Source organism: Clostridiales bacterium, from assembly GCA_015243575.1.
Lineage (GTDB): Bacteria > Bacillota > Clostridia > Peptostreptococcales > Anaerovoracaceae > Anoxybacterium > Anoxybacterium hadale.
In genome coordinates this window covers 1,906,569-1,925,622 of sequence record CP042469.1, presented here as the reverse complement: position 1 = coordinate 1,925,622, position 19,054 = coordinate 1,906,569, and the positions used below count along the sequence as shown (strand labels likewise).

Annotated in this window: 19 protein-coding genes and 1 pseudogene; 19 read left to right on the top strand and 1 reads right to left on the bottom strand. The window is 42.1% G+C overall.

What is annotated here, in order from left to right:
• Positions 1 to 45 precede the first annotated feature (45 nt).
• The 18 genes and pseudogenes from FRZ06_08390 to FRZ06_08305 all read left to right on the top strand — a co-directional run bounded on the left by FRZ06_08390 (position 46) and on the right by FRZ06_08305 (position 17,918).
• Positions 46 to 768 carry a response regulator transcription factor gene (locus tag FRZ06_08390; protein QOX63368.1) on the top strand — a complete coding sequence of 241 codons (723 nt, stop codon included), beginning with the start codon at positions 46 to 48 and terminating at the stop codon, positions 766 to 768.
• Positions 768 to 2,051 (top strand): GHKL domain-containing protein, encoded by a 1,284-nt coding sequence (locus FRZ06_08385; protein QOX63367.1) that lies wholly within the window; start codon positions 768 to 770, stop codon positions 2,049 to 2,051. The genes FRZ06_08390 and FRZ06_08385 overlap by 1 nt, the downstream gene beginning before the upstream one ends.
• Positions 2,052 to 2,186: 135 nt before the next feature.
• A complete protein-coding gene (locus FRZ06_08380; GenBank protein QOX63366.1) occupies positions 2,187 to 2,330 on the top strand; it encodes a cyclic lactone autoinducer peptide in 144 nt (47 codons plus the stop codon).
• Entirely contained in the window at positions 2,330 to 2,917 is a 588-nt protein-coding gene (locus FRZ06_08375; GenBank protein ID QOX63365.1) for an accessory regulator AgrB, read from the top strand. Before FRZ06_08380 ends, FRZ06_08375 begins: the two co-directional genes overlap by 1 nt.
• Positions 2,918 to 2,923: 6 nt before the next feature.
• Entirely contained in the window at positions 2,924 to 3,517 is a 594-nt protein-coding gene (locus tag FRZ06_08370) for an HD-GYP domain-containing protein (protein ID QOX63364.1), read from the top strand.
• A gap of 194 nt (positions 3,518 to 3,711) precedes the next feature.
• A complete protein-coding gene (locus tag FRZ06_08365; protein QOX63363.1) occupies positions 3,712 to 5,247 on the top strand; it encodes a PAS domain-containing protein in 1,536 nt (511 codons plus the stop codon).
• A gap of 180 nt (positions 5,248 to 5,427) precedes the next feature.
• Positions 5,428 to 6,090 (top strand): response regulator transcription factor, encoded by a 663-nt coding sequence (locus tag FRZ06_08360; GenBank protein QOX63362.1) that lies wholly within the window; start codon positions 5,428 to 5,430, stop codon positions 6,088 to 6,090.
• A gap of 2 nt (positions 6,091 to 6,092) precedes the next feature.
• On the top strand, positions 6,093 to 7,604 hold the full coding sequence (locus FRZ06_08355; protein ID QOX63361.1) for a HAMP domain-containing histidine kinase: 1,512 nt from the start codon (positions 6,093 to 6,095) through the stop codon (positions 7,602 to 7,604).
• A gap of 63 nt (positions 7,605 to 7,667) precedes the next feature.
• Positions 7,668 to 9,215 (top strand): carbohydrate ABC transporter substrate-binding protein, encoded by a 1,548-nt coding sequence (locus FRZ06_08350; GenBank protein QOX63360.1) that lies wholly within the window; start codon positions 7,668 to 7,670, stop codon positions 9,213 to 9,215.
• A gap of 4 nt (positions 9,216 to 9,219) precedes the next feature.
• Positions 9,220 to 10,077 carry a sugar ABC transporter permease gene (locus FRZ06_08345; protein ID QOX63359.1) on the top strand — a complete coding sequence of 286 codons (858 nt, stop codon included), beginning with the start codon at positions 9,220 to 9,222 and terminating at the stop codon, positions 10,075 to 10,077.
• Positions 10,074 to 10,946, top strand: coding sequence for a carbohydrate ABC transporter permease (locus tag FRZ06_08340; protein ID QOX63358.1), 873 nt, complete (start codon positions 10,074 to 10,076; stop codon positions 10,944 to 10,946). Before FRZ06_08345 ends, FRZ06_08340 begins: the two co-directional genes overlap by 4 nt.
• Before the next feature lie 89 nt (positions 10,947 to 11,035).
• A complete protein-coding gene (locus FRZ06_08335; protein QOX63357.1) occupies positions 11,036 to 12,217 on the top strand; it encodes an efflux RND transporter periplasmic adaptor subunit in 1,182 nt (393 codons plus the stop codon).
• On the top strand, positions 12,192 to 13,271 hold the full coding sequence (locus FRZ06_08330) for an ABC transporter permease (protein QOX63356.1): 1,080 nt from the start codon (positions 12,192 to 12,194) through the stop codon (positions 13,269 to 13,271). Before FRZ06_08335 ends, FRZ06_08330 begins: the two co-directional genes overlap by 26 nt.
• A gap of 94 nt (positions 13,272 to 13,365) precedes the next feature.
• Positions 13,366 to 14,088: a hypothetical protein gene (locus tag FRZ06_08325; protein ID QOX63355.1), complete on the top strand. Its 723-nt coding sequence runs from the start codon at positions 13,366 to 13,368 to the stop codon at positions 14,086 to 14,088.
• A gap of 146 nt (positions 14,089 to 14,234) precedes the next feature.
• Entirely contained in the window at positions 14,235 to 15,080 is an 846-nt protein-coding gene (locus FRZ06_08320) for an epoxyqueuosine reductase (GenBank protein QOX63354.1), read from the top strand.
• A gap of 27 nt (positions 15,081 to 15,107) precedes the next feature.
• Positions 15,108 to 16,055, top strand: coding sequence for an epoxyqueuosine reductase (locus FRZ06_08315; GenBank protein QOX63353.1), 948 nt, complete (start codon positions 15,108 to 15,110; stop codon positions 16,053 to 16,055).
• Between the two features lie 37 nt (positions 16,056 to 16,092).
• Positions 16,093 to 16,578 (top strand): annotated as a pseudogene (locus FRZ06_08310) (hypothetical protein).
• Between the two features lie 725 nt (positions 16,579 to 17,303).
• Complete coding sequence (locus FRZ06_08305; protein QOX63352.1) at positions 17,304 to 17,918, top strand: flavodoxin family protein; 615 nt, start codon at positions 17,304 to 17,306, stop codon at positions 17,916 to 17,918.
• 76 nt (positions 17,919 to 17,994) lie between these two features.
• On the opposite strand, the gene FRZ06_08300 is transcribed toward FRZ06_08305, so the two are convergent.
• Positions 17,995 to 18,240: a DUF3892 domain-containing protein gene (locus FRZ06_08300; protein QOX63351.1), complete on the bottom strand. Its 246-nt coding sequence runs from the start codon at positions 18,238 to 18,240 to the stop codon at positions 17,995 to 17,997.
• 153 nt (positions 18,241 to 18,393) lie between these two features.
• Here FRZ06_08300 and FRZ06_08295 point away from each other — a divergent pair, with 153 nt between their 5' ends.
• Positions 18,394 to 19,035: a hypothetical protein gene (locus tag FRZ06_08295; protein ID QOX63350.1), complete on the top strand. Its 642-nt coding sequence runs from the start codon at positions 18,394 to 18,396 to the stop codon at positions 19,033 to 19,035.
• The last annotated feature ends 19 nt before the right edge of the window (positions 19,036 to 19,054 follow it).

Below are 19,054 nucleotides of genomic sequence, written 5' to 3'. Positions count from 1 at the left end.
ACCGCACGTTTCTTATAGTTTAGCAGAATAGGGGGTGAGAATTGCGTGTTTAGAGTCGCAATATGTGATGATGAACAAGTGATTTGTTCGCAGATTGAAAACGTTATTTTAAAGTATGCAGCAGAAAACAATGAAAGAATCGAGACACAAGTTTTCTATTCGGGTGAAGAGCTGATCCGATTTGTGGAATGTGGGGAAGGCTTTGATCTCCTTTTTTTAGATATCGAATTGAAGCTGATTAATGGAGTTGAGGTGGGAAGGAGAATCAGGGAAGAGTTGGACAACCAGACGATGCAGATCGTCTACGTATCCGGAAAAGATACCTATTTCAGAGATCTTTTTGATGTTAGACCTATGCATTTCCTACAGAAGCCAGTTTCAGAAGAAGACATTATCAAAGATACACGGCTTGGCATGAAACTGTCTAATAAATTAGGCGGTATTTTTGTATTTCGCAAGGGCCACGAGACATATCGAAAACCGGTAGGTGACATCCTGTATTTTGAGAGCAATAACCGTGAGGTAAAAATGGTTACCTGCGATGACGAGGAAGTGTTTTATGGAAAACTGGATGATGTATACGAGCAGGTTGCGAAATATCACTTCATGTATATTCATAAATCCTATATTGTGAATTATACTTACGTGAAGAGATTTCTTTATTCCGAGGTAACCATGTCTAACATGGAGGTGCTCCCGATCAGTCAGGCTAGGAGAAAAATGATTAGAGAAATGCAATTGAAATTTGAAAAGGAGGGCGTACTGTAATGCAATTTAGCTTGTACCAGTGGGTCTACCTTACGACGAATATCTTTTTAGTTTATACGATTTATAAACTGATGAAGGTATTTTTTGATGTAAATAGAACCAGCAAAAAAATTGAGAGACTATCCTATATTACATATGGTGCCTTGATAACCATTACCTATTTTACCGTGAATATACCTGCTGTCCTTATCCTCTTTAATATTGTTGCATTCTTTTTCCTAACCTTCAATTATGAAGCTACAATTAAAAAAAGAGTACTGTCTGCATTACTGACCTATTTAATTTTGTTACTAATAGAATTTATAGGAATTTTACCATTTGAAAGCTCTGCTTTTTCTCCACTAAAGGAAAATGCATCTGTTTCTATCTACGGTTTGATCGTGTGCAGATTATTATCTTTTGTAGCTGCGCTCATTTTAGGGAATTTCAAAAACATCAGGAAAGGAGAATCGGTACCCAACTCAAACTGGCTTTGCATTATATTGATTCCAATGGCCTCTCTGTATCTTCATTTGCTGTTGTTTTACGCTGAGGGGCTTCACTCTGGACATATCTTTGCGGGAGTTGTGCTATTGTTTCTCATTAATTTTGCAGCGTTTTATCTCTATGACGCCATTACCGCAGCGATGTCTGAAAAAATGCAGAGCATGTTGGCTTTGGAGCAAAACAAATATTATGAGAAGCAGTTTGAGTTGATTAAAACTGCTGTTCAGACTACCAGCACCATAAGGCACGATTTAAAAAACCATATGTTCTCCATTCAAACCTTGACTGAAGAGGGAAAAAACGGCGCGGTGCTGGACTATATTGAGAACATAATGGAGGATTTAGGTGCGAAGCAAAACCTTGCCACTTCCGGCAATACCGTGATTGACAGTATCATTAACTTTAAATTTCAAGATGCAGAGCAAAGAGGAATCAGAACTACGCTTGAACTTAGAATTCCAGATGATTCGATCGGAATTCCCTCATTTGATCTGACGATTATTCTGGGGAATCTGCTGGACAACGCCATTGAAGCAGCCGCAAGAGTTGGCGAAAACAGATACCTTAACGTTAAAATCAGACTTGACAAGGGCCGATTACTGATTCAGGTTGAGAATCCTTATAAAGGTGAAATTAAGGGGTCCAACGGCAAGCTTTTGACGACGAAAGCGGACAATGAGAACCATGGCATTGGTTTAGATAGCATCAAAAAAACCATCCAAAAGTATGATGGAACCATGGATATTCATTACGCTGACAATATTTTTTGCGTATCCCTTTTACTGTATGTTAACTAAAATCTTGGTTAAGTAAATCTTAGTTTTCTACATCAAGCCATATCAATTTCGACATGACGCGGCACGATGCTTTTTTTGTGGTAAATTAATAGCATAAACGCTAAAGTTACGTTTGTTTGGAAAGGAGGATACGCTATGAAGAATTTAATGGTTAAATTTTCTGGGATGATCGCAGCTCTTGCACTGCTGGTTACTGCTACAAATGTAGGCATTACATGCATGGCTTGGGCACATCAGCCTGAATTACCGAAAGGCGCAGAAAAACTGCGGAAATTCTAATGATAACCAATGTTTCAGAGAAAATTGTAAATTCACTGATCAACAACGGGACAGTACCGCAGGATGACAAGGATCTTTATGAGTTTGGGATTAGACAGGGGATCATGTTTCTACTAAACATTCTCACAACTGTAGTTATTGGACTGGCTGTAGGGATGTTTTGGCAAAGTGTGGTTTTTTTGACCGTATACTATCCTATACGGTCATACGCGGGGGGATACCACACTAACAGCCCACTTTCTTGTTACCTCTTATCGATTCCGCTGACGCTGTTCGTGCTGTTTAGTATGAAATTGCTGCCTTGGAACAGATATTCTGTGTTAATTGTTTTGGCATTAGCGTTTACAATCGTTTTTAGCCTTGCACCTGTTGAAGACTCTAACAAGCGGCTTGATCAGTTAGAAAAGAAAGTTTATAAGCGTAAAGCACGCATCATTCTGTTGCTATTAACTAGTTTTGCTATCGCATTTTTATTCTTGGGTGCAGAACAGTTATCTTTATGCTTTGTGATGGCAGCGATGCTAGCTTCCATCATGTTAATTCTAGGGGTATTGAAAAACAAGAGAATCGTTAATGAGAAGGCGTGAAACTATATGTATGATTATAAAATGATCGACGGTTCCAAAGAGATCGTAGATATCATTGATAAAACTTTATATACTCATGTGGGTAGAAGAACAAAGGATCTGAACCATGCCAACCGGGTTAGTGAGCTATGCAAACTGATGGGGAATGCAATGGGGATGCCGGAGACTGAGCTCAATCATCTAGAAGTGAGTGGACTATTTCATGATATAGGAAAAATCGCAATTCGAGAACAGATCCTTGAAAAAACCGAGCCGCTTACTACAGCTGAGTGGAATGAGATAATGAGGCATCCGGAGATAGGATATCGGATTTTATGTACTTCATTTGAAATGGCTGAGACTGCAAAGTATGTTCTGCATCACCATGAGAGATATGACGGGATGGGATATCCTAGAGGATTGAAGGCGGACGAGATACCGCTCATATCCAGAATTATTGCTGTTGCAGATTCCTATGATGCTATGACGAATCTGAGGTCATACAGGGAGACCTTGAGTCAGGCTCAGGCTGTAGATGAGCTCCTGAGAAACAAAGGTACACAGTTTGACCCAGATCTCGTCGAGATTTTTGTCTGCAGAGTACTCCGGTCTCCAATTTAGATTCAAAATATTCGATGTATTACAATTGTATTTCTTCCAATAATATAACTTGTTGCTTGAATCGATCTGAAATTTATAGCTTGAATAAGTCAACGAGGTGATACTTGAAGAAGTATTGCCTTTTTTTGTCGGAAAGGCATGTCAGTTTCCGTTGCCTTTGACAATCAATTTATTTTTGGAGGTAATTGATTCTGATGGTAAATGGTATTCGTTCTTCCGGAATGAAAAGCGGCGCATATTTATTGGCTGACGGTGGTTTGATCTGTGGTTTTGGGGAAGCCTTCACTGAAATGACGGGATATACAAAATCAGACATCGATCAAAAAGGCATCTCTATTGTTCTCAAAGCGCTGCTGGGAAGCAGCTTTGACCTTTCTGCATTGGAGCAGGAAGGATCTATGAACGCTTTTCTGTTAACTAAGTATAGTGAGGCCATTGAGGTCACTATTTTTTATCTTTTACTAGAATCCGGTCAAAAAGTATACTCTATTAGAAGAAAACTGAATTATATGCTTGATGCGGATAAGTCTTTCGTTGAAAACCTAATGGAAGAAAATGATATTTGCATTGGGCTTTACAGCTGTCCTGATTTTCGCTTGCTGAAGGGAAGTAAGAAATTTCTTGCATTTATTGATGAGAAATACCATAAAACCGATGTTTTGGGTTTGTGTATGAAGGAGATCGCTCCAGACTACAACGGAAGCAATTTGGAGCGTCAGTGGAAAATCATGTCGGAAACCGGTGCAATCCAGCGGTGGGAAGAAATTAAAACCACTACCCCTTACGGGGACCATTATTGGAATTGCATTTTTACCCCAGTCTACGATGAAGGAATTGTCCGTTATATTCTATGTATGATGAACGAAGTGACAGATCACGTCGTGAAGAGAATGGAGATTGAAGAGAAAAATGACGAATTGTCTAAGATGATTGAAATGAAGGATGAGTTTCTTCTTTTGATGTCCCATGAGCTTAAGACACCACTGTCTGTTATCACTTCTTCTATCCAGGCACTGGAAATCATGTGCAAGAATGACCTTACGGACAAGGTGACAAAATATATTAATAAAATAAGACAGAATACTTATCAGCAATTGAAGCTTGTGAATAACATCTTGGACAATACCAGAGTCAACTCGGGATATTTTCGACTCAATAAAAAGGATGTTGATCTGGTTCAAATAACGAGAATGATTACCGAGTCAATCAGTGTTTTTGCCGAGCGGAAAAGAATACGGCTGACCTTTTCTTCCGCCATGGAGCAGGCAATCATGGAGCTAGATGTTGAAATTTATGAAAGAATTCTCCTCAATTTACTGTCAAACGCGGTGAAATATACGCCAGAGGGCAAGACCATTGAGGTAAGGGTATTTCAAGTTGATTTAAAAGGGAGAGAAAATATCTGCATTCAAGTGAAAGACAGCGGAATTGGAATTCCTAGTGACAAAAAAGATTATATCTTTGAACGATTTGGTCGAGGAGAAAAAATGCTCGGAAAATATACAGAGAGTACCGGTATTGGACTCTATCTTGTTAAGATGCTTGTCTCTTTAATGGAGGGAGAGATTAAACTTGATAGTATGGTCGGAGTGGGAAGTACCTTTTCTCTTTTATTTCCTACGACAAATATTAGAACGTTGGCACAACAGACCTATGTTATGGAAAAACCAAGTGAGCAACTGATTAATGCAACCGTAATAGAATTTTCAGATATCTATTACGGAGCATAGAGGTATTATTTATTTTTTAAAATGAAACCTGCTGCATACAGGCTAAGATGGCTGTATGGCAGCAGTATTTTTTTGTTTCCTAGGCCCTGACCGAGTGCTGTTGCCACTTTTTTGTAAGAATTCATCTGATTTTCAGCAAATCTACAGATTCCTGTGCTACCATAAACGGGGGTGATTGTCATGGATATACAAATTATGGTTGTTGAAGATGATGAACATATTTGTGAGACGTTAAAATCTTTTCTGATGAATGAGGGCTATTTTGTAGATACTGCGAGGGATGGAGATACGGCATTTGAGATGATTTTCAATAAGAATTATCATCTGTTGATTCTGGATATCCTGCTCCCCGGAATAAGCGGGCAGGAGATTCTAAAAGAATATAGAAAAATCAGCAATTCGCCGGTGATGATGATGACGGCAATGTCAGACGAACGAAGCCAGCTTACTGCTTTTCAGAATGAAGCAGATGATTATGTTGTCAAGCCATTTTCTATGAACATTATGCTTAAAAGAGTTGAGGCGATTTTAAGGAGATGCGGCTTGCTTCAAAAAGAAATCTGCATCGGTAAATTGGCTTTGAATATAGATGAATTCAAAGCGTACTACGATGGAGCAGAAGTACCTCTTACTCTGAAAGAGTTTGAAATTCTGAATATGTTAGCCAGCAGCAACGGAAGGGTCATCTCTCATGAATCTCTTTTAACAAAGCTATGGGGTTATGATTACGGCGGTGATGAACGGACTGTGCATACTCATATCAAGAACCTTAGAGGCAAGCTGCCGGAAAATATTATCAAGACCGTCAGGGGTGTAGGCTATCGTTTGAAAGGAGAGCAGTGAGCATGGTTCGAATCGGGATTTTTGGAAAGGTATTTTTATATACGCTTGCTTTTCTTGTCATAACAATCTTGGTTGCGGCAGCTGTCTTTGCGCAGCAGTTTATCGATTACTATAATTATCTTCAGATTCGTCAGTACACTGCAGTATTTGAACCACTGAAGACCAGTGTGCTCGAGGAAGGAAGCATGGAAAAGATTGTAAAGATTGCTGATTCCTTTCACGATAAAAACCAATCCTACTCGTTCCGTATCGAGACAAAGGAAGGTACTGTGGTCTATACGACGACACAGAAAGAACCCCTTGACGCGGAACCCTCTGTACTTTTCGGTACTTCGCTGGACTCTGCTGAGGGCGTCATTCGCGAAAGTGCTGGCAGTAACACACGAATCGATATCAAAAAGGATAACAGCGGGGCGACTTCTGGGGCATCAGCTACTATTTATGGCACCAGCATGGTTATGAACCTTGACGATGATCTCCTGCTGCGCATGTCGGACAGCACAGAACGTGCAGATCTTAAAAAAACCTTTGCAGGAAAGGTTTTCATGGTTACGGCATTGCTTCTTTGCTTCAGCGTTTTGGGAGCTGTATTTTTGGCCAGAGGCATCACGCGCCCCATTAAGCGCCTTGCAGAAGATGCAACAAGAATGGCCAATCTGGAAACTGTTTCTCACCCTGATCATAGAAGCGATGAAGTTGGGCAGCTTGCAAAGGATGTTCATCGTATGTATGAAAAACTGAAACTGACAATTTCAGAATTGGAGAATGAGATCAGACGCGAGAAAGAGATGGAGGAAAATCAGAGATATTTTTTTTCTGCAGCTTCCCATGAGCTGAAGACTCCCATAGCAGCAGCTTCCGCCTTGCTGGAAGGGATGCTTGCCGGAATAGGGGATTATAAAAACCACCCTAAGTATTTACGGGAATGTCTTAATATGATGAATACCCAGAATAGAATTATTACAGCAATCCTAAAGATCGTAACCCTGTCAGATCAAAGCCTGCTTCCCCAAAGAGAGGAAGTTGCCATATTGCATGTGATCAGCAGCTTACTTCCTGAATATGAACCTCTGGCAGAGAAAAAGGGACAGAGCATTATGGTAGATGTCCCAGCGACTGCCAGCTGTTTCACAGACAGAGTCATGTTTTCCAATGTGATCTCCAATGTTATGATGAATGCAATTCAAAATTCCCCTGAGGGAGAGCAGATATTTATCAGTTGGGAGCGGTCTGCGGCAGGACCTGAACAGGACTGTTCAGGGCTGTCAGAAACCACTTCTGAAACCTGCCGAGTTATTGTCAAGAATACCAATGCTGCCATTGATGATGAAATCAAGCAAAGACTGTTTGATCCTTTTTTCCGTGCGGATAAGGCCAGAAGTAGGGGGGAAGGGCGCAGCGGCTTGGGACTCACCATTGTAAAAAGAATCCTTGATACATTAGAGGTACCCTTCGAACTTCAAAATGAAGGGACAGATGTGGTTTTTAAAATGGAACTTCCTTGCTTCAGATAAACTACAGATAGGATTCAGAAAGGATACAGAATCATAGCGTAAGATCTCCAGTATAAACATTTTGTGATGGAGGTTGTTATGAAAAAAAGAATTGCATTGAGTTGCATCTTCGTGCTGATATTTTCTCTTGCCGGATGTGGTCAGTCAAAGGTGGCTTCTGTTGAACAGCTGCTGGAAGAAGAGCTGTCGGGAGAAATTACAGTTTCCTGCTATGATCCGATGATATATAAAGACTTTTTTGAGAAAGCCGCGAAAGGATTTGAAGAAAAACATCCAGGGACAAAGATCAATGTGGAAACTTTTGGGAAAATGCCGGAGATTAAGACCTCTGAGGATTCGAATTCAACAATTGCAATCGTAATGGGATCCGATGAGGATAATTCCCAGCAAACAGCAGATTACATAGGGAAGATCAATACCGAATTGATGGGCGGAGGCGGTCCGGATCTTCTTGTAATGGATATCCTGCCTTTCTACAAGTATGCAGACAGTGGACTTCTGGAAAATTTACAGAATTACATGGATGCGGACAAGGATTTTGCAAAAGAGGATTATCGGAGCAATATTATCGAAGCGATGAAGTATAAAGGTGGCCAGTACTTAATGCCGCTGGATTATCGGTTTGATTATATTGCATACGACAGCTCTCTCCTTCACGGAGATGATGAAAGCAGGTTAAAAGCCGCGGCAGATAAAATTTCTTATCATGAGTTATTCCAAATTGAGAAAGATTCTTTTCTGCAAGAGAATTCTGATTCATCTGATCCGGTTAGAATGCTTGGCATGCCCGCAGACCAGGTCATGCTGGAAGAGTTGATGCGCTGTGATTATAATGAGTACATTGACTTTGAAAACCGCAAGGTCAATCTCAATGACGGCAGGTTTGCTTCTTTGCTGGAATCCGTAAAACAATACGGTGCGGATGGATATCTTCGCCCTGGTACGTCGGCGGATCAACTTGAAACAGGTGATTCGGGGGTTCCGTTTGATATGAGTGTCATTGAGAAGATGCGGAACGAAAAATTCTTTTTCAAATCAAAGTCAAACAATTCCCTAAGAGAAGAAGTTCTGAGAGAAGAACGGGTCAAAGACGGTTTTCAGTCTTTTAGTTTTGGTGGAGGAATTACCCCCGGTGACGAACAAAATGATAAGATCCTCGGGCTGCTATCGGGGCATAACGGAAATAAGAGCATTCAGTATTTCAATGCGTTAGGGATTAATTCAAATTCCTCGAATAAAGCCCTTGCATGGGCGTTCCTAAAATACCTGCTGAGCGAAGAGATACAGAGTGATCCGCAGATGATGATCATAGGGCTTCCAGTCAATAACGCTGCCCGTGAAGAACTTGCATTAAAAATTATCACAAGCAATTATGGCAATGAAGCATCCTCTGAGGCTAAATCATTGACAGCAGAGCAGGAAAAACTGGTAAAACGGTATGCTGATACAGTAGAGTCCCTTTCTGACGCATTAAACTATTGGCCGATTCAGGATGACACCGTTAAAGAGATGATCCATAAGGAAACCAGCAGGTTCTTTGATGGGAGCAGTTCTTCCGGAGAGGTGGCAGAAGCGCTGCAGAAAAAGGTAGAACTATATCTAAATGAGTAGGGCAATGAATGAAACGAAGCGGAAAAAGTACGATACAGGACTGTTGTTTTTGCTGGTAAGTTTCGGAGGGGTGCTGCTGTTCTATTTATGGCCTTTTATGGTGTCCTTGTGGTTTGCGTTCACTGACAGCCCGGCCCGCGGGAATTTTGCAGGAATTGATAACTTTACGGGTCTGTTTCATAATAAAGCATATTTATTAGGTCTAAAGAATACCATTGCTTTCATCGGGATGAGCGTACCGCTGGGAATGCTTTTGTCATTGCTTGTGGCGATCCTGATCTTAAGAAACGGTAGACGAAAAGAACTGTTTGTTCTTCTTTTCCTGATCCCGCTTGTGATTCCCTCCGGTTCGACAATTTTCTTCTGGAAGGCTTTATTCCTGGATGACGGTTACCTCAACGGCATATTGATTTCTTTGGGGTTCGGCAGGGTCAGATGGCTTGAAACCTCAGCTGTAAGGTATGTGTTTCTGCTGATCTTCGTTTGGAAGAATCTCGGATATAATATGGTTTTATTTCTTGCAGGGCTCCACAATATCCCAAGGGAACAGTATGAGGCGGCTTCTGTGGATGGTTCCGGGCCAGTGACCACCTTTTTACAGATCACGCTACCCGGGCTGTCTCCAACTTTGGTGCTTACTGCCATCATGTCCGTCATCAACTCCTTTAAGGTCTTTAAAGAGATTTACCTGATCACAGGCAATTATCCCCATGAAAGTATCTACATGCTGCAGCACTTTATGAACAATATGTTCTATTCACTGAACTATCAAAAACTGTCTGCTGCCACTTGTATCCTTGTTATGACGATCACCATGGCGGTACTGCTTTTGCTGCGCTTGGAAAGGGGGGGTGAGGAATGAAAAAACAGAAGTGCACCGATCTGATTTTAACGACGGTTTTAGCAGTTCTGGGGGTGCTGTCTGCAATGCCGCTTCTGATCACAGTGGTCGGTTCTCTCATGCCGATGAATGATATCGTTGCTCATTATACAACACAGCTGTCTGTGTTTGACATTATAAACGGTATCAGGGAGAAATACATCCAGATTCCTTTGATTCCAAGTAGAATTACGCTGGAGCAGTATCAGAATGTTCTAGTAATACAACCTGTGTTTCTGATGCTTCTTCTCAACTCGATCAAGATAACGGTACCCGTTGTTCTGGGCAATCTACTGGTTTCGGTGGCAGCTGCCTACGGCTTCACTGTCTGGAAATGGCGGCATAAGGAAAAGGTCTTCCTGATCTATATTATCATCATGCTGATGCCATTGCAGGCTGTCCTTGTGCCAAACTATATCATGGCGGAACAGATGAGACTGAATGGAAGCTATCTGGCTATTATTCTGCCTGGCATCTTTTCTCCGTTTGGTACCTTTCTTCTGCGACAGAGCATGAAAAAGCTCCCAAAGGATTGTCTGGAAGCGGCCGGAATTGACGGTGCGGGATCGTTGAGGGTATTTTGGTCCATCGTACTTCCTCAGATGAAGTCTGGCATGGCAGCTTTAGTGATGTTGGTGTTTATTGAGTACTGGAACGTGGTAGAGCAGGTGATTATCTTTCTCAAAGAATATTACAGACAGCCGCTTTCCGTGTTCCTGTCCTATCTTCCAGCAGAAAATGTCGGTTTGATTTTTGCAGCATCAACGGTTTATATGCTTGTGCCGCTTTGGTTTCTCGCTTTGGGGCAGAAGGATTTAGAACGGGGGATTGAGCTGTCGTCCAGTAAATAGCTTGCATGATATTACAATATGGTACATTTTAGAGAAAAGGAACAGATCGCTCGCAAAGATCATGAATGAAGAAAGGATACAAATCCGCATTGAAACAGAGAATGAATATAAAAAACGTTGGTGCATTTCTGATCGCACTGCTCCTTGTTTTTACTTTCTTGTCAAAGACAATTTATCAGTACAGCCTTCCTACAGTCAGCGCCGATTCTCCGGTTAAAGGGAGACTCCATAAGGTCGAAAACGTAAAAGGAATTGCTGGGTGGAGTACAAAAGGGGAACTGTATGCAGGTTCAGCTGGTTTCGTTGAACAAATTCTGGTTGAGAAAGGACAATCTGTTGTCAAAGACCAACCCCTTCTGCGGCTGTCTTTTTCCGATACGGAAGTAACAGCTGCACGCGAAAAAGAATATGAAATCCAGCAGGTGGATTCTGAGCTTGCAGAGGCTGAAGAAGCTTGTGAAAAGCTAAAAACGCTATACGAAGCAGGAGCAATCTCAAAAAGCGAATATGAGAAGGAGGATAGGAGCAGAAAAGACCTCTATTCAAAGCGAGAAAAGCTTCTGAGGGATCTGACAGATGTGAAGAATGAAGCTGCGTTGACGGTACTTGCACCGGAAGATTGTGTTGTGACCGATCTGCTCGTTCAGAAAGGACAGCGAGTGAATCAAGGAGAAAAGGTGGGAAATTATGGTACCCCTTTGACATTTGGTATCGAGTGCGCCATCCCTCTTGAGAATGATTTTATTGAAAAGGGAGACAGCTGCAAAGTTGGGAACGCTTCTCTGGAGTTTATGGGAACTGTGCTTGATGTTTCCTCAGAAGCAGATAAGAAGAAAGTTCGTATACAAATTCCTGAGATGCAGCAGAAATCAGGAGTTGATGACAGCTCAGAGGTTGATACCGGACTTGTTCTTGAAGAGGCTCTTAATAAGGGAGCACATCTTGGAAGTGAGGCAATCAAGGATGGCGACTCCTTTGATGTGGTATTTGAAAAAGAGAGTCCAGAAGCCCGGATTTTAGTTCCAAACGGAGCCCTTAACCGGGATAGCAGCGGATACTTTCTTTATCAGATCAAACAGCGCAAGGGGTTGCTAGGCAAGGAATTTTATGTTTCAAAGCTAAGGGTTTACATCGGTGATAATGATACTGATGATACTGTAGTCACAGAAGGGATCACCTTTTTTGAACCCATTGTTGTTCAATGTGACAAGGAGCTAAAGGAAGGGGATACGGTGGTTCTGGAAAATGAAGGCGATTTCTTTAAAGATTGACGGCATACGGCTTTTATGGCTGTCTGCTTTAGGCATGCTCATTGTATTGCTTATTCTGCCAGGCTTCGTAAGAAAAGAGAACTGGGACCACTTGATTCTGGTTGCACCAGTTGCTGCGAATACTGCAAGGTTGAGTGGGGATCAACTTGAAAAACGAAATGGAGATCCACTTCTCATCTCTTATGAAATCGAGTCAGAAGTTTCCGTCAAGACATTGAACAACAGTTCGTCTGTGATTTTGAATGCAACAAATGCTTCCTACCCTTTCCTTACTGGTTATCAGATGGTCAGCGGTTCTTTCTTCACGGAAAAGGATCAGAAAGAAAAACGGCGTCTCGCTGTCTTAAATCGAACTGCCGCAGTGAATTTGTTTGGGAGTACAGATATCTGCGGCAATGAACTCACACTGAAAAGGGAGCATTTTACGGTTATCGGGGTAATTGAGGATTCAGGGGGAATCAAAAGTACGGAACCTGTAGCCAGGATCTATATTCCTGTATCAGCTGCAGATGAAAAAGATCCGGCCTCTTTTTTAATGAAAGCGGAACAAGCAGGAGATGAAATCCAGGCGAAATATTTATATAAATCATTGACAGAATCGGAGGGAAGCTACACGTTCTTCTCATTTCATAAAATCATGGGATTGCTGGGGGAACTTATGATAACGGCATTGAGAATCAGTTGTACCGGAATTTGTGTGCTCCTGCTGAAACGGATCAGTAGGGAATGGATGTCTGATTTGGAAGAGTTAAAAGCACTTTTTGCGCATCAGTATTTGAGGGAGCTGATGCGGATGCAAAGACGGTTTCTGAGCAAGCTTGCAGGAAAGTCTTTTCTAATGGCTTCTGCTGCTTTGCTGATCCTGTTTCAATTTCTTGGAATGATTCAGACCGTTACAAAATGGAAAGAGACAGAAGTACTCGGCAGAATCTTCGATACTTCCCCACTTGGTTGCTATGCGCAGCAGCTTCAGCATATTGCGGTACTAATGATGATCCTCATTTCCTTTTTATTCATGAACCTTCTGATTCTTTTTGTTCGCGCAAAAAAATAAGGCGGCATTAACATTCCATACTCACGTTTCCCGAACAACACGCATATAAATATAGTTGAATCAATTCTTGACAGGGAAATAGAGGAGGGATGGCATGCAGGGTACAATAATCAATCATAAAGGTGAGGCGGTGAAATCTGCTGAAATCAGTATTCGTAAAGTGGTGCCTGTAACAGAAGCTGGAGTATCTCATGCAGAGGATGGATCGGAAGATCAACTACAAAAGAACAAATTAGATGAGGTTATCCGCGTGCAAACAGATCAGGATGGGAACTTTACGCTTAATCATCTTGATCCCGATGCAAAATATATCTTCGAGATCAGGCTAAAAGAATCCATCTCTGATCATCAAACCGATAACCTCGCCAATGCTTTTATTGAATTCCCCATTGAATTCCCCATTGAATATCCCATTCGATCTGTTGACACAAAAGGGACTGGGTTTTGGGACGACGATCAGGAAGAGGATGACTGGAACGGCCGAGAAAAGACTGGCTGGGACGATCAAGAAGAGGATGATTGGAATGATTCTGAAGATGGATGGAATAACCGGAAACGGGATGAATGGGATGATTCGCGAGATGAAAAAGACATGAGTCGGGAAGAAGTCTGGAGCTCGAAGCATGCTAAGGTAGAGCCTTTGCCAGAGGAGCCAACCGTAAAGACTGCAGTTGCGGACAATGATGACGACTATGACGACTCGGAATGGTTCGATATTCAAGAGCAAGAGGTAATGGAGCAGTATGCTGGTAATATGATTAAGCAGAAAGAAAATCTTGAGGATAAGCTTATTACAATCAGAAAATACATATGGTAGCGTCAAGTACGGCATTCCGGGTGTATGTGAAAGTTGAAAGTTTATATGCAGAGAAGGGCTTCTTATTCAGAAAGAATCGGAGCCTCTTTTCATTTGCGCAGGAATATTTTATAATGATGAGAGAGCGAAGGCGAAAGGAGCTACTTATGGACAATCTTATGATGGAAGATACGATCCAAGAAGTATATGATCGACTTGAGAAGAATAATTTTTCAACCTTAAAAAGACCCGGAAAACCTATGTGGGATCGCCCTTTGATAGGCTTTGCCAGAGGGGATGATCCCTATTTCGAATTTTTGAAGCAGCACATTGGATCGTTCCACTGGAGCCCAAAGGAAGCATTTCAACTGAAATACCCCGAATCGATACTACAGAGCAGCTTGAGCGTAGTTTCTATGGCATTTCCTCAGACCATGGAAACAAAAGCAGCACAGGCAAGGGAAACCACGGTGCCTGCTAGAGAATGGATTGTTTCAAGGGGCGAATGGGAACCGTTAATGAAGGAGTTTAACGGTAAGCTTACAAAGCGGCTGGAGGATTTGGGAATTCGAAGCGTATCCATCGATCTGCTCCCTGAATTTTCAACTGTTAGAACCAGCCATCTTGGAATTGCTTCCAAATGGTCACACCGCCACATTGCTTACATTAGCGGGCTTGGTACCTTTGGCTTGTCGGAAGGTTTGATTACCGAGAAAGGCAAGGCAGTTCGCTTCACGAGTTTAATCGTTGAAGGTAATTTGAACCCTACCGAAAGAGCATATCTGAGTCCTTATGAATGGTGCTTATTTTATAAGGATGGCAGCTGTGGGGCTTGTATGCGTCGCTGTCCAACAAATGCAATCGCACAAGAAGGCCATGACAAGGATCTGTGCGATGCTTATGAGGAATTCTTCGGTGAAAACCTCTGGCCGCAGGATATTGAACGGGGAGACTATATTCTGGGCTGCGGGCTATGTCAGGCTGGGGTGCCGTGTCAGCATGGCAGGCCGTAGTACACTTTCTGATAAGGGGTGAGAATTGTGGAGGAATCCAGAAAGAATTTAGATGGCAGTAAAGACAGTAAAGAAACGTTGGGACAAATGAAAGAAGCTCTGGAGGATATTTCCAGGAGTAACGGATTAAACGAAATACGCTTCATTGATGCAAAACCACTGCAGCCGGAGGAAATTTATAAAGGAAGACAGCCGAAAGACCTGATGCCGGAAGCCAAATGTCTCATTGTCACAAGCGTTTATATTGGTGGCTTTCGACTGCCGGATCTGGACCTGGAGCTTCATGGCAATATGAGCAGGCTTACTTTGTCAGGGTTTTATTTCAATGTGGTAGAGCCGCTAAATCCCCTTCGGGATTATCTGATCTCCAATGGCTTTAAAGCAATCATCTACGATGGAGTTTTGGAGAAGGATTGTGTTCCTTTAAAACCTGCAGCGATTAAGGCTGGTTTAGGATGGCTTGGGAAAAACACCCTTTTGATCAACAAGAAGTACGGGAGTTTTCAGGCCCTTGGTGGAATCATCACCAATGCGGACCTGTCTGAGACTTACCCGATGCAGGAAGCTTGCTGCGGGAGCTGCAGCTTTTGTGAAGACAGCTGTCCGACTCATGCTGTTTCACGGGGAAGGCTTGACCGGTCGAAATGTTTGTCCAATCTACTGGAAGAAGAGGATTTTCCAGAGGCTATCCATGAGATGAAGGATAACTATTTCTTTGAATGTGATATCTGTCAGGAAGCTTGCCCTTGGAATAGAAAGCATATGGCCGCACCTCTCCAAACGGGAAATACTCTGGCGAAAGACCGTCAAAAAGAACTGATGGAGCTCTTTCGATTCGACACCCTTCTGGATATGAGTGAGCACGAATATAAAAAAAAGATATTGCCGCTTCTTACCGGTGTTGATTTGCCCTATAAGCTGTTCCGAAGAAATGTACAATTGGCTTATCGTTACAAGCATAAGGCATTCCGTTAATAAGGTAGGGGTTATAAGGGATAAAAAGGAGATTAATATGCAAAAGGATATCAAACTATATAATGTCATGTTCCCTATCTGGTTTTTAATTGTTTTTCCCATTGCGTGGATCATTATCCTTCCAGTCAATTTCATCATTGACAGTTTGGTTTTATTGATTAGCGCCAGAGTTTTAAAGCTCACAAACCTCAAGGGTATCTATAAAAAAAGCATTCTAAAAATCTGGATGATCGGTTTTGGAGCTGATTTCATCGGTGCCGGAATCTTATTCCTTTCAACGACTGGATCCGGTGTTTGGTACGAGTACCTGAATGCTGTTTCGTGGAACCCATTTGACAACTGGTATGCGATTCTCTTTGTAACCTTTGCGACGGCGGTTACTGGAATTCTGATCTACTTCGGCAATTTAAAGCTGGTATTTCAAGGGATGATGGATATCGAGCAGAGAAATAAAAAGTTGCTGGCATTGGCACTTGCGGTTTTCACTGCACCCTATGTATTCTTTTATCCAAGTGCATTGATCAATGGAGGCTCCTGGGATCAACTCGACTTTTTGACAAATCACATTGTAAAAAGCAGTGAATTCAGATTGGAAGCCGATCCGGGCACCGGCAGTTCTCAAAACCCGATGGTGTTATATGATTATCAGAGTGAAATAAAGGATGCCATCAATACCGCTGAGAAAATATCTAACGATAGTGCAATGAATTCCCAACCGGATTACACTTTCTATTTCTATAATAGGGATTATACTGAGAGAAAGGAAATTCCGCTGTGGCTTGAGAATGAAGAGGTATATTTTAGGTATCAGAATAATTGGTATATCTTGAATCAGCAGAAGTTTCCCACGATGAAAGAAATGCTGGAGGATATCCAGGAGACAAAAGGGAAAAAACAATTTAAGCTCATACCGGAACCAGAAACGGCGAAGGCCGGTGACCCGACCAACGTAGATAAGGAAGGAAAACGAAAAGACTCATATTCTATTTTCGAAACCAGCAAATCCCTGTATTATTTTCCGGACAAGGACTATTTCTACACTGCAGTGATACAGTTTGAGGGAATGGAGCAAATGGATCTTTATGTGGCATTGGAAAAAGGACTGGTTTCTCCCCAGGAATTGATTGACTATGGAATGGCACTTGCGGAAGAAGCTAGAAATCAATAGAATCAAATAAAGAAGTTATGAAGCACCATGGTGCAAGAAACAAACCATGATGCAAGAAACAAACCATAGGAGGAAAAAAAATGAAAGTATTATTAGTGAACGGCAGCCCCAATAAAGAAGGCTGTACCTTTACTGCGCTGTCAGAGGTGGCTGGCGCGCTGCAGAAGCAAGGAATTGAAACGGAAATCTTCCATATCGGTAGAAAACCAGTTCACGGATGCATTGCTTGCGGACGCTGTGAAGAACTTGGGCGATGTACCTTTGACGATGATATCTGCAATGAATTGACTGGGCGTATGATTGCAGCCAACGGAATTATCATCGGATCACCAGTATATTATGCAGGACCCAACGGGGCTCTTTGCGCCCTGCTTGACCGTGTCTTTTTCTCCAGCTCCCATAAGTTCTCCAATAAACCGGCAGCAGCAGTTGTCAGTTGCAGAAGAGGCGGTGCTACCGCTGCTTTCGACAGGCTGAATAAGTACTTTACCATATCTCGTATGCCGCTGGTTTCTTCTCAGTATTGGAATATGGTGCATGGGTTTACTCCAGACGATGTCCGCAAAGATCTGGAAGGACTGCAAATCATGCGTACGCTTGGAGATAATATGGCTTGGATGCTGAAATCAATAAAAACAGCAAATCAGATGATGCCGGAGAAAGAACCATGGGTTATGACCAACTTCATCCGATAGTACTTTGAGATTTTTTTCAATTGTATACAAAAAAGCGGCTTCATTTACTTGCAGCCGCTTTCGTTTTAGATAGATATCAGCGAAACGTAGGCAGATCCAGAAGATTGTCGACGGGATAGGAGTTTGGATCTGTGCGAAGAAACTCGCCGCCATCCTTGCCACGTATGGCTATGACACCGTCTATCAGACCTTCTTTTGCCTGTAGGATTGCGTGATTGATGGGGAGAATTGTTCCATTTTCAAGCATGACATCGGAAATATTCCCCTCGTGATCCTTCTTGATTTTGGAAATTTTTGCGTTTACTGTGAATCTCTCTGCCATATCATGAACCTCCTTCTGATGACCTCTAGTTTTGCTCGGTGATCAGGAAAATATACATAAAATGGACCGATGAAAATTTGCGGAAAATTGTCGTTCTATGTTATAATTAGTGAAAAGATGGGCGATAAAAAATTTGGAAGAGAAGAGCTTGTTATGAAAATAAAAGAATTAAAATTTCCCGTTGTTTTTCATGAAGAATCAATGGTTGGATATGGCGGAAACCAAGAGTGGTTTACGGAAATTATGAAACAAAGGGCGGGTTGCGGCTGCACAAGTGGAGCAAACCTGGCAGCATATTATGCATCGAATTTTTCGGCTATGAATTCTGTATATGATGGCAACCGAGAGAGCTTCAGCCAAGGGGAGTATCTCAGTGCCATGGAGAAAATGTATCGGTATATGACGCCGGGCGTGATGGGATACCCCTATGTACGCAAGTTTGGAAATCAATTCGTTAAATTCTGTGCAGAGCATGGAATCTATCTGGAGCCGGTTTACTGTCTGAAGTTCAATAAGACTGAAGACGCTGTAGCTTACATGAAGGAATGTATTGATGAAGGACACCCCATAGCGCTCTTGATCCTGTTTCATCGAGCTCACTCCTTGAAAGAAGATAATTGGCATTGGGTAACAATAACCGGATATGCAGAGGATGAAGACGGTCTGGAAAATCTTGAGGTTATTATGTCAAACTGCGGCGAACGTCAGATTGTCAAAGGAAGTGAGCTATTTGAGGTTCACAGAAGGAATACAATAAGAATGGTCAGTTTCCGGTTTCAGCAGGAACATCTATAACAAGGGCATAGAAACCAAA

Coding starts and splice junctions, on each gene's coding strand:
- FRZ06_08385 (QOX63367.1), top strand. CDS start 768: ATGCAATTTAGCTTGTACCAGTGGGTCTACCTTACGACGAATATCTTT.
- FRZ06_08380 (QOX63366.1), top strand. CDS start 2,187: ATGAAGAATTTAATGGTTAAATTTTCTGGGATGATCGCAGCTCTTGCA.
- FRZ06_08375 (QOX63365.1), top strand. CDS start 2,330: ATGATAACCAATGTTTCAGAGAAAATTGTAAATTCACTGATCAACAAC.
- FRZ06_08370 (QOX63364.1), top strand. CDS start 2,924: ATGTATGATTATAAAATGATCGACGGTTCCAAAGAGATCGTAGATATC.
- FRZ06_08365 (QOX63363.1), top strand. CDS start 3,712: ATGGTAAATGGTATTCGTTCTTCCGGAATGAAAAGCGGCGCATATTTA.
- FRZ06_08360 (QOX63362.1), top strand. CDS start 5,428: ATGGATATACAAATTATGGTTGTTGAAGATGATGAACATATTTGTGAG.
- FRZ06_08355 (QOX63361.1), top strand. CDS start 6,093: ATGGTTCGAATCGGGATTTTTGGAAAGGTATTTTTATATACGCTTGCT.
- FRZ06_08345 (QOX63359.1), top strand. CDS start 9,220: ATGAATGAAACGAAGCGGAAAAAGTACGATACAGGACTGTTGTTTTTG.
- FRZ06_08340 (QOX63358.1), top strand. CDS start 10,074: ATGAAAAAACAGAAGTGCACCGATCTGATTTTAACGACGGTTTTAGCA.
- FRZ06_08330 (QOX63356.1), top strand. CDS start 12,192: ATGAAGGCGATTTCTTTAAAGATTGACGGCATACGGCTTTTATGGCTG.
- FRZ06_08325 (QOX63355.1), top strand. CDS start 13,366: ATGCAGGGTACAATAATCAATCATAAAGGTGAGGCGGTGAAATCTGCT.
- FRZ06_08320 (QOX63354.1), top strand. CDS start 14,235: ATGGACAATCTTATGATGGAAGATACGATCCAAGAAGTATATGATCGA.
- FRZ06_08305 (QOX63352.1), top strand. CDS start 17,304: ATGAAAGTATTATTAGTGAACGGCAGCCCCAATAAAGAAGGCTGTACC.
- FRZ06_08300 (QOX63351.1), bottom strand. CDS start 18,240: ATGGCAGAGAGATTCACAGTAAACGCAAAAATTTCCAAAATCAAGAAG.
- FRZ06_08295 (QOX63350.1), top strand. CDS start 18,394: ATGAAAATAAAAGAATTAAAATTTCCCGTTGTTTTTCATGAAGAATCA.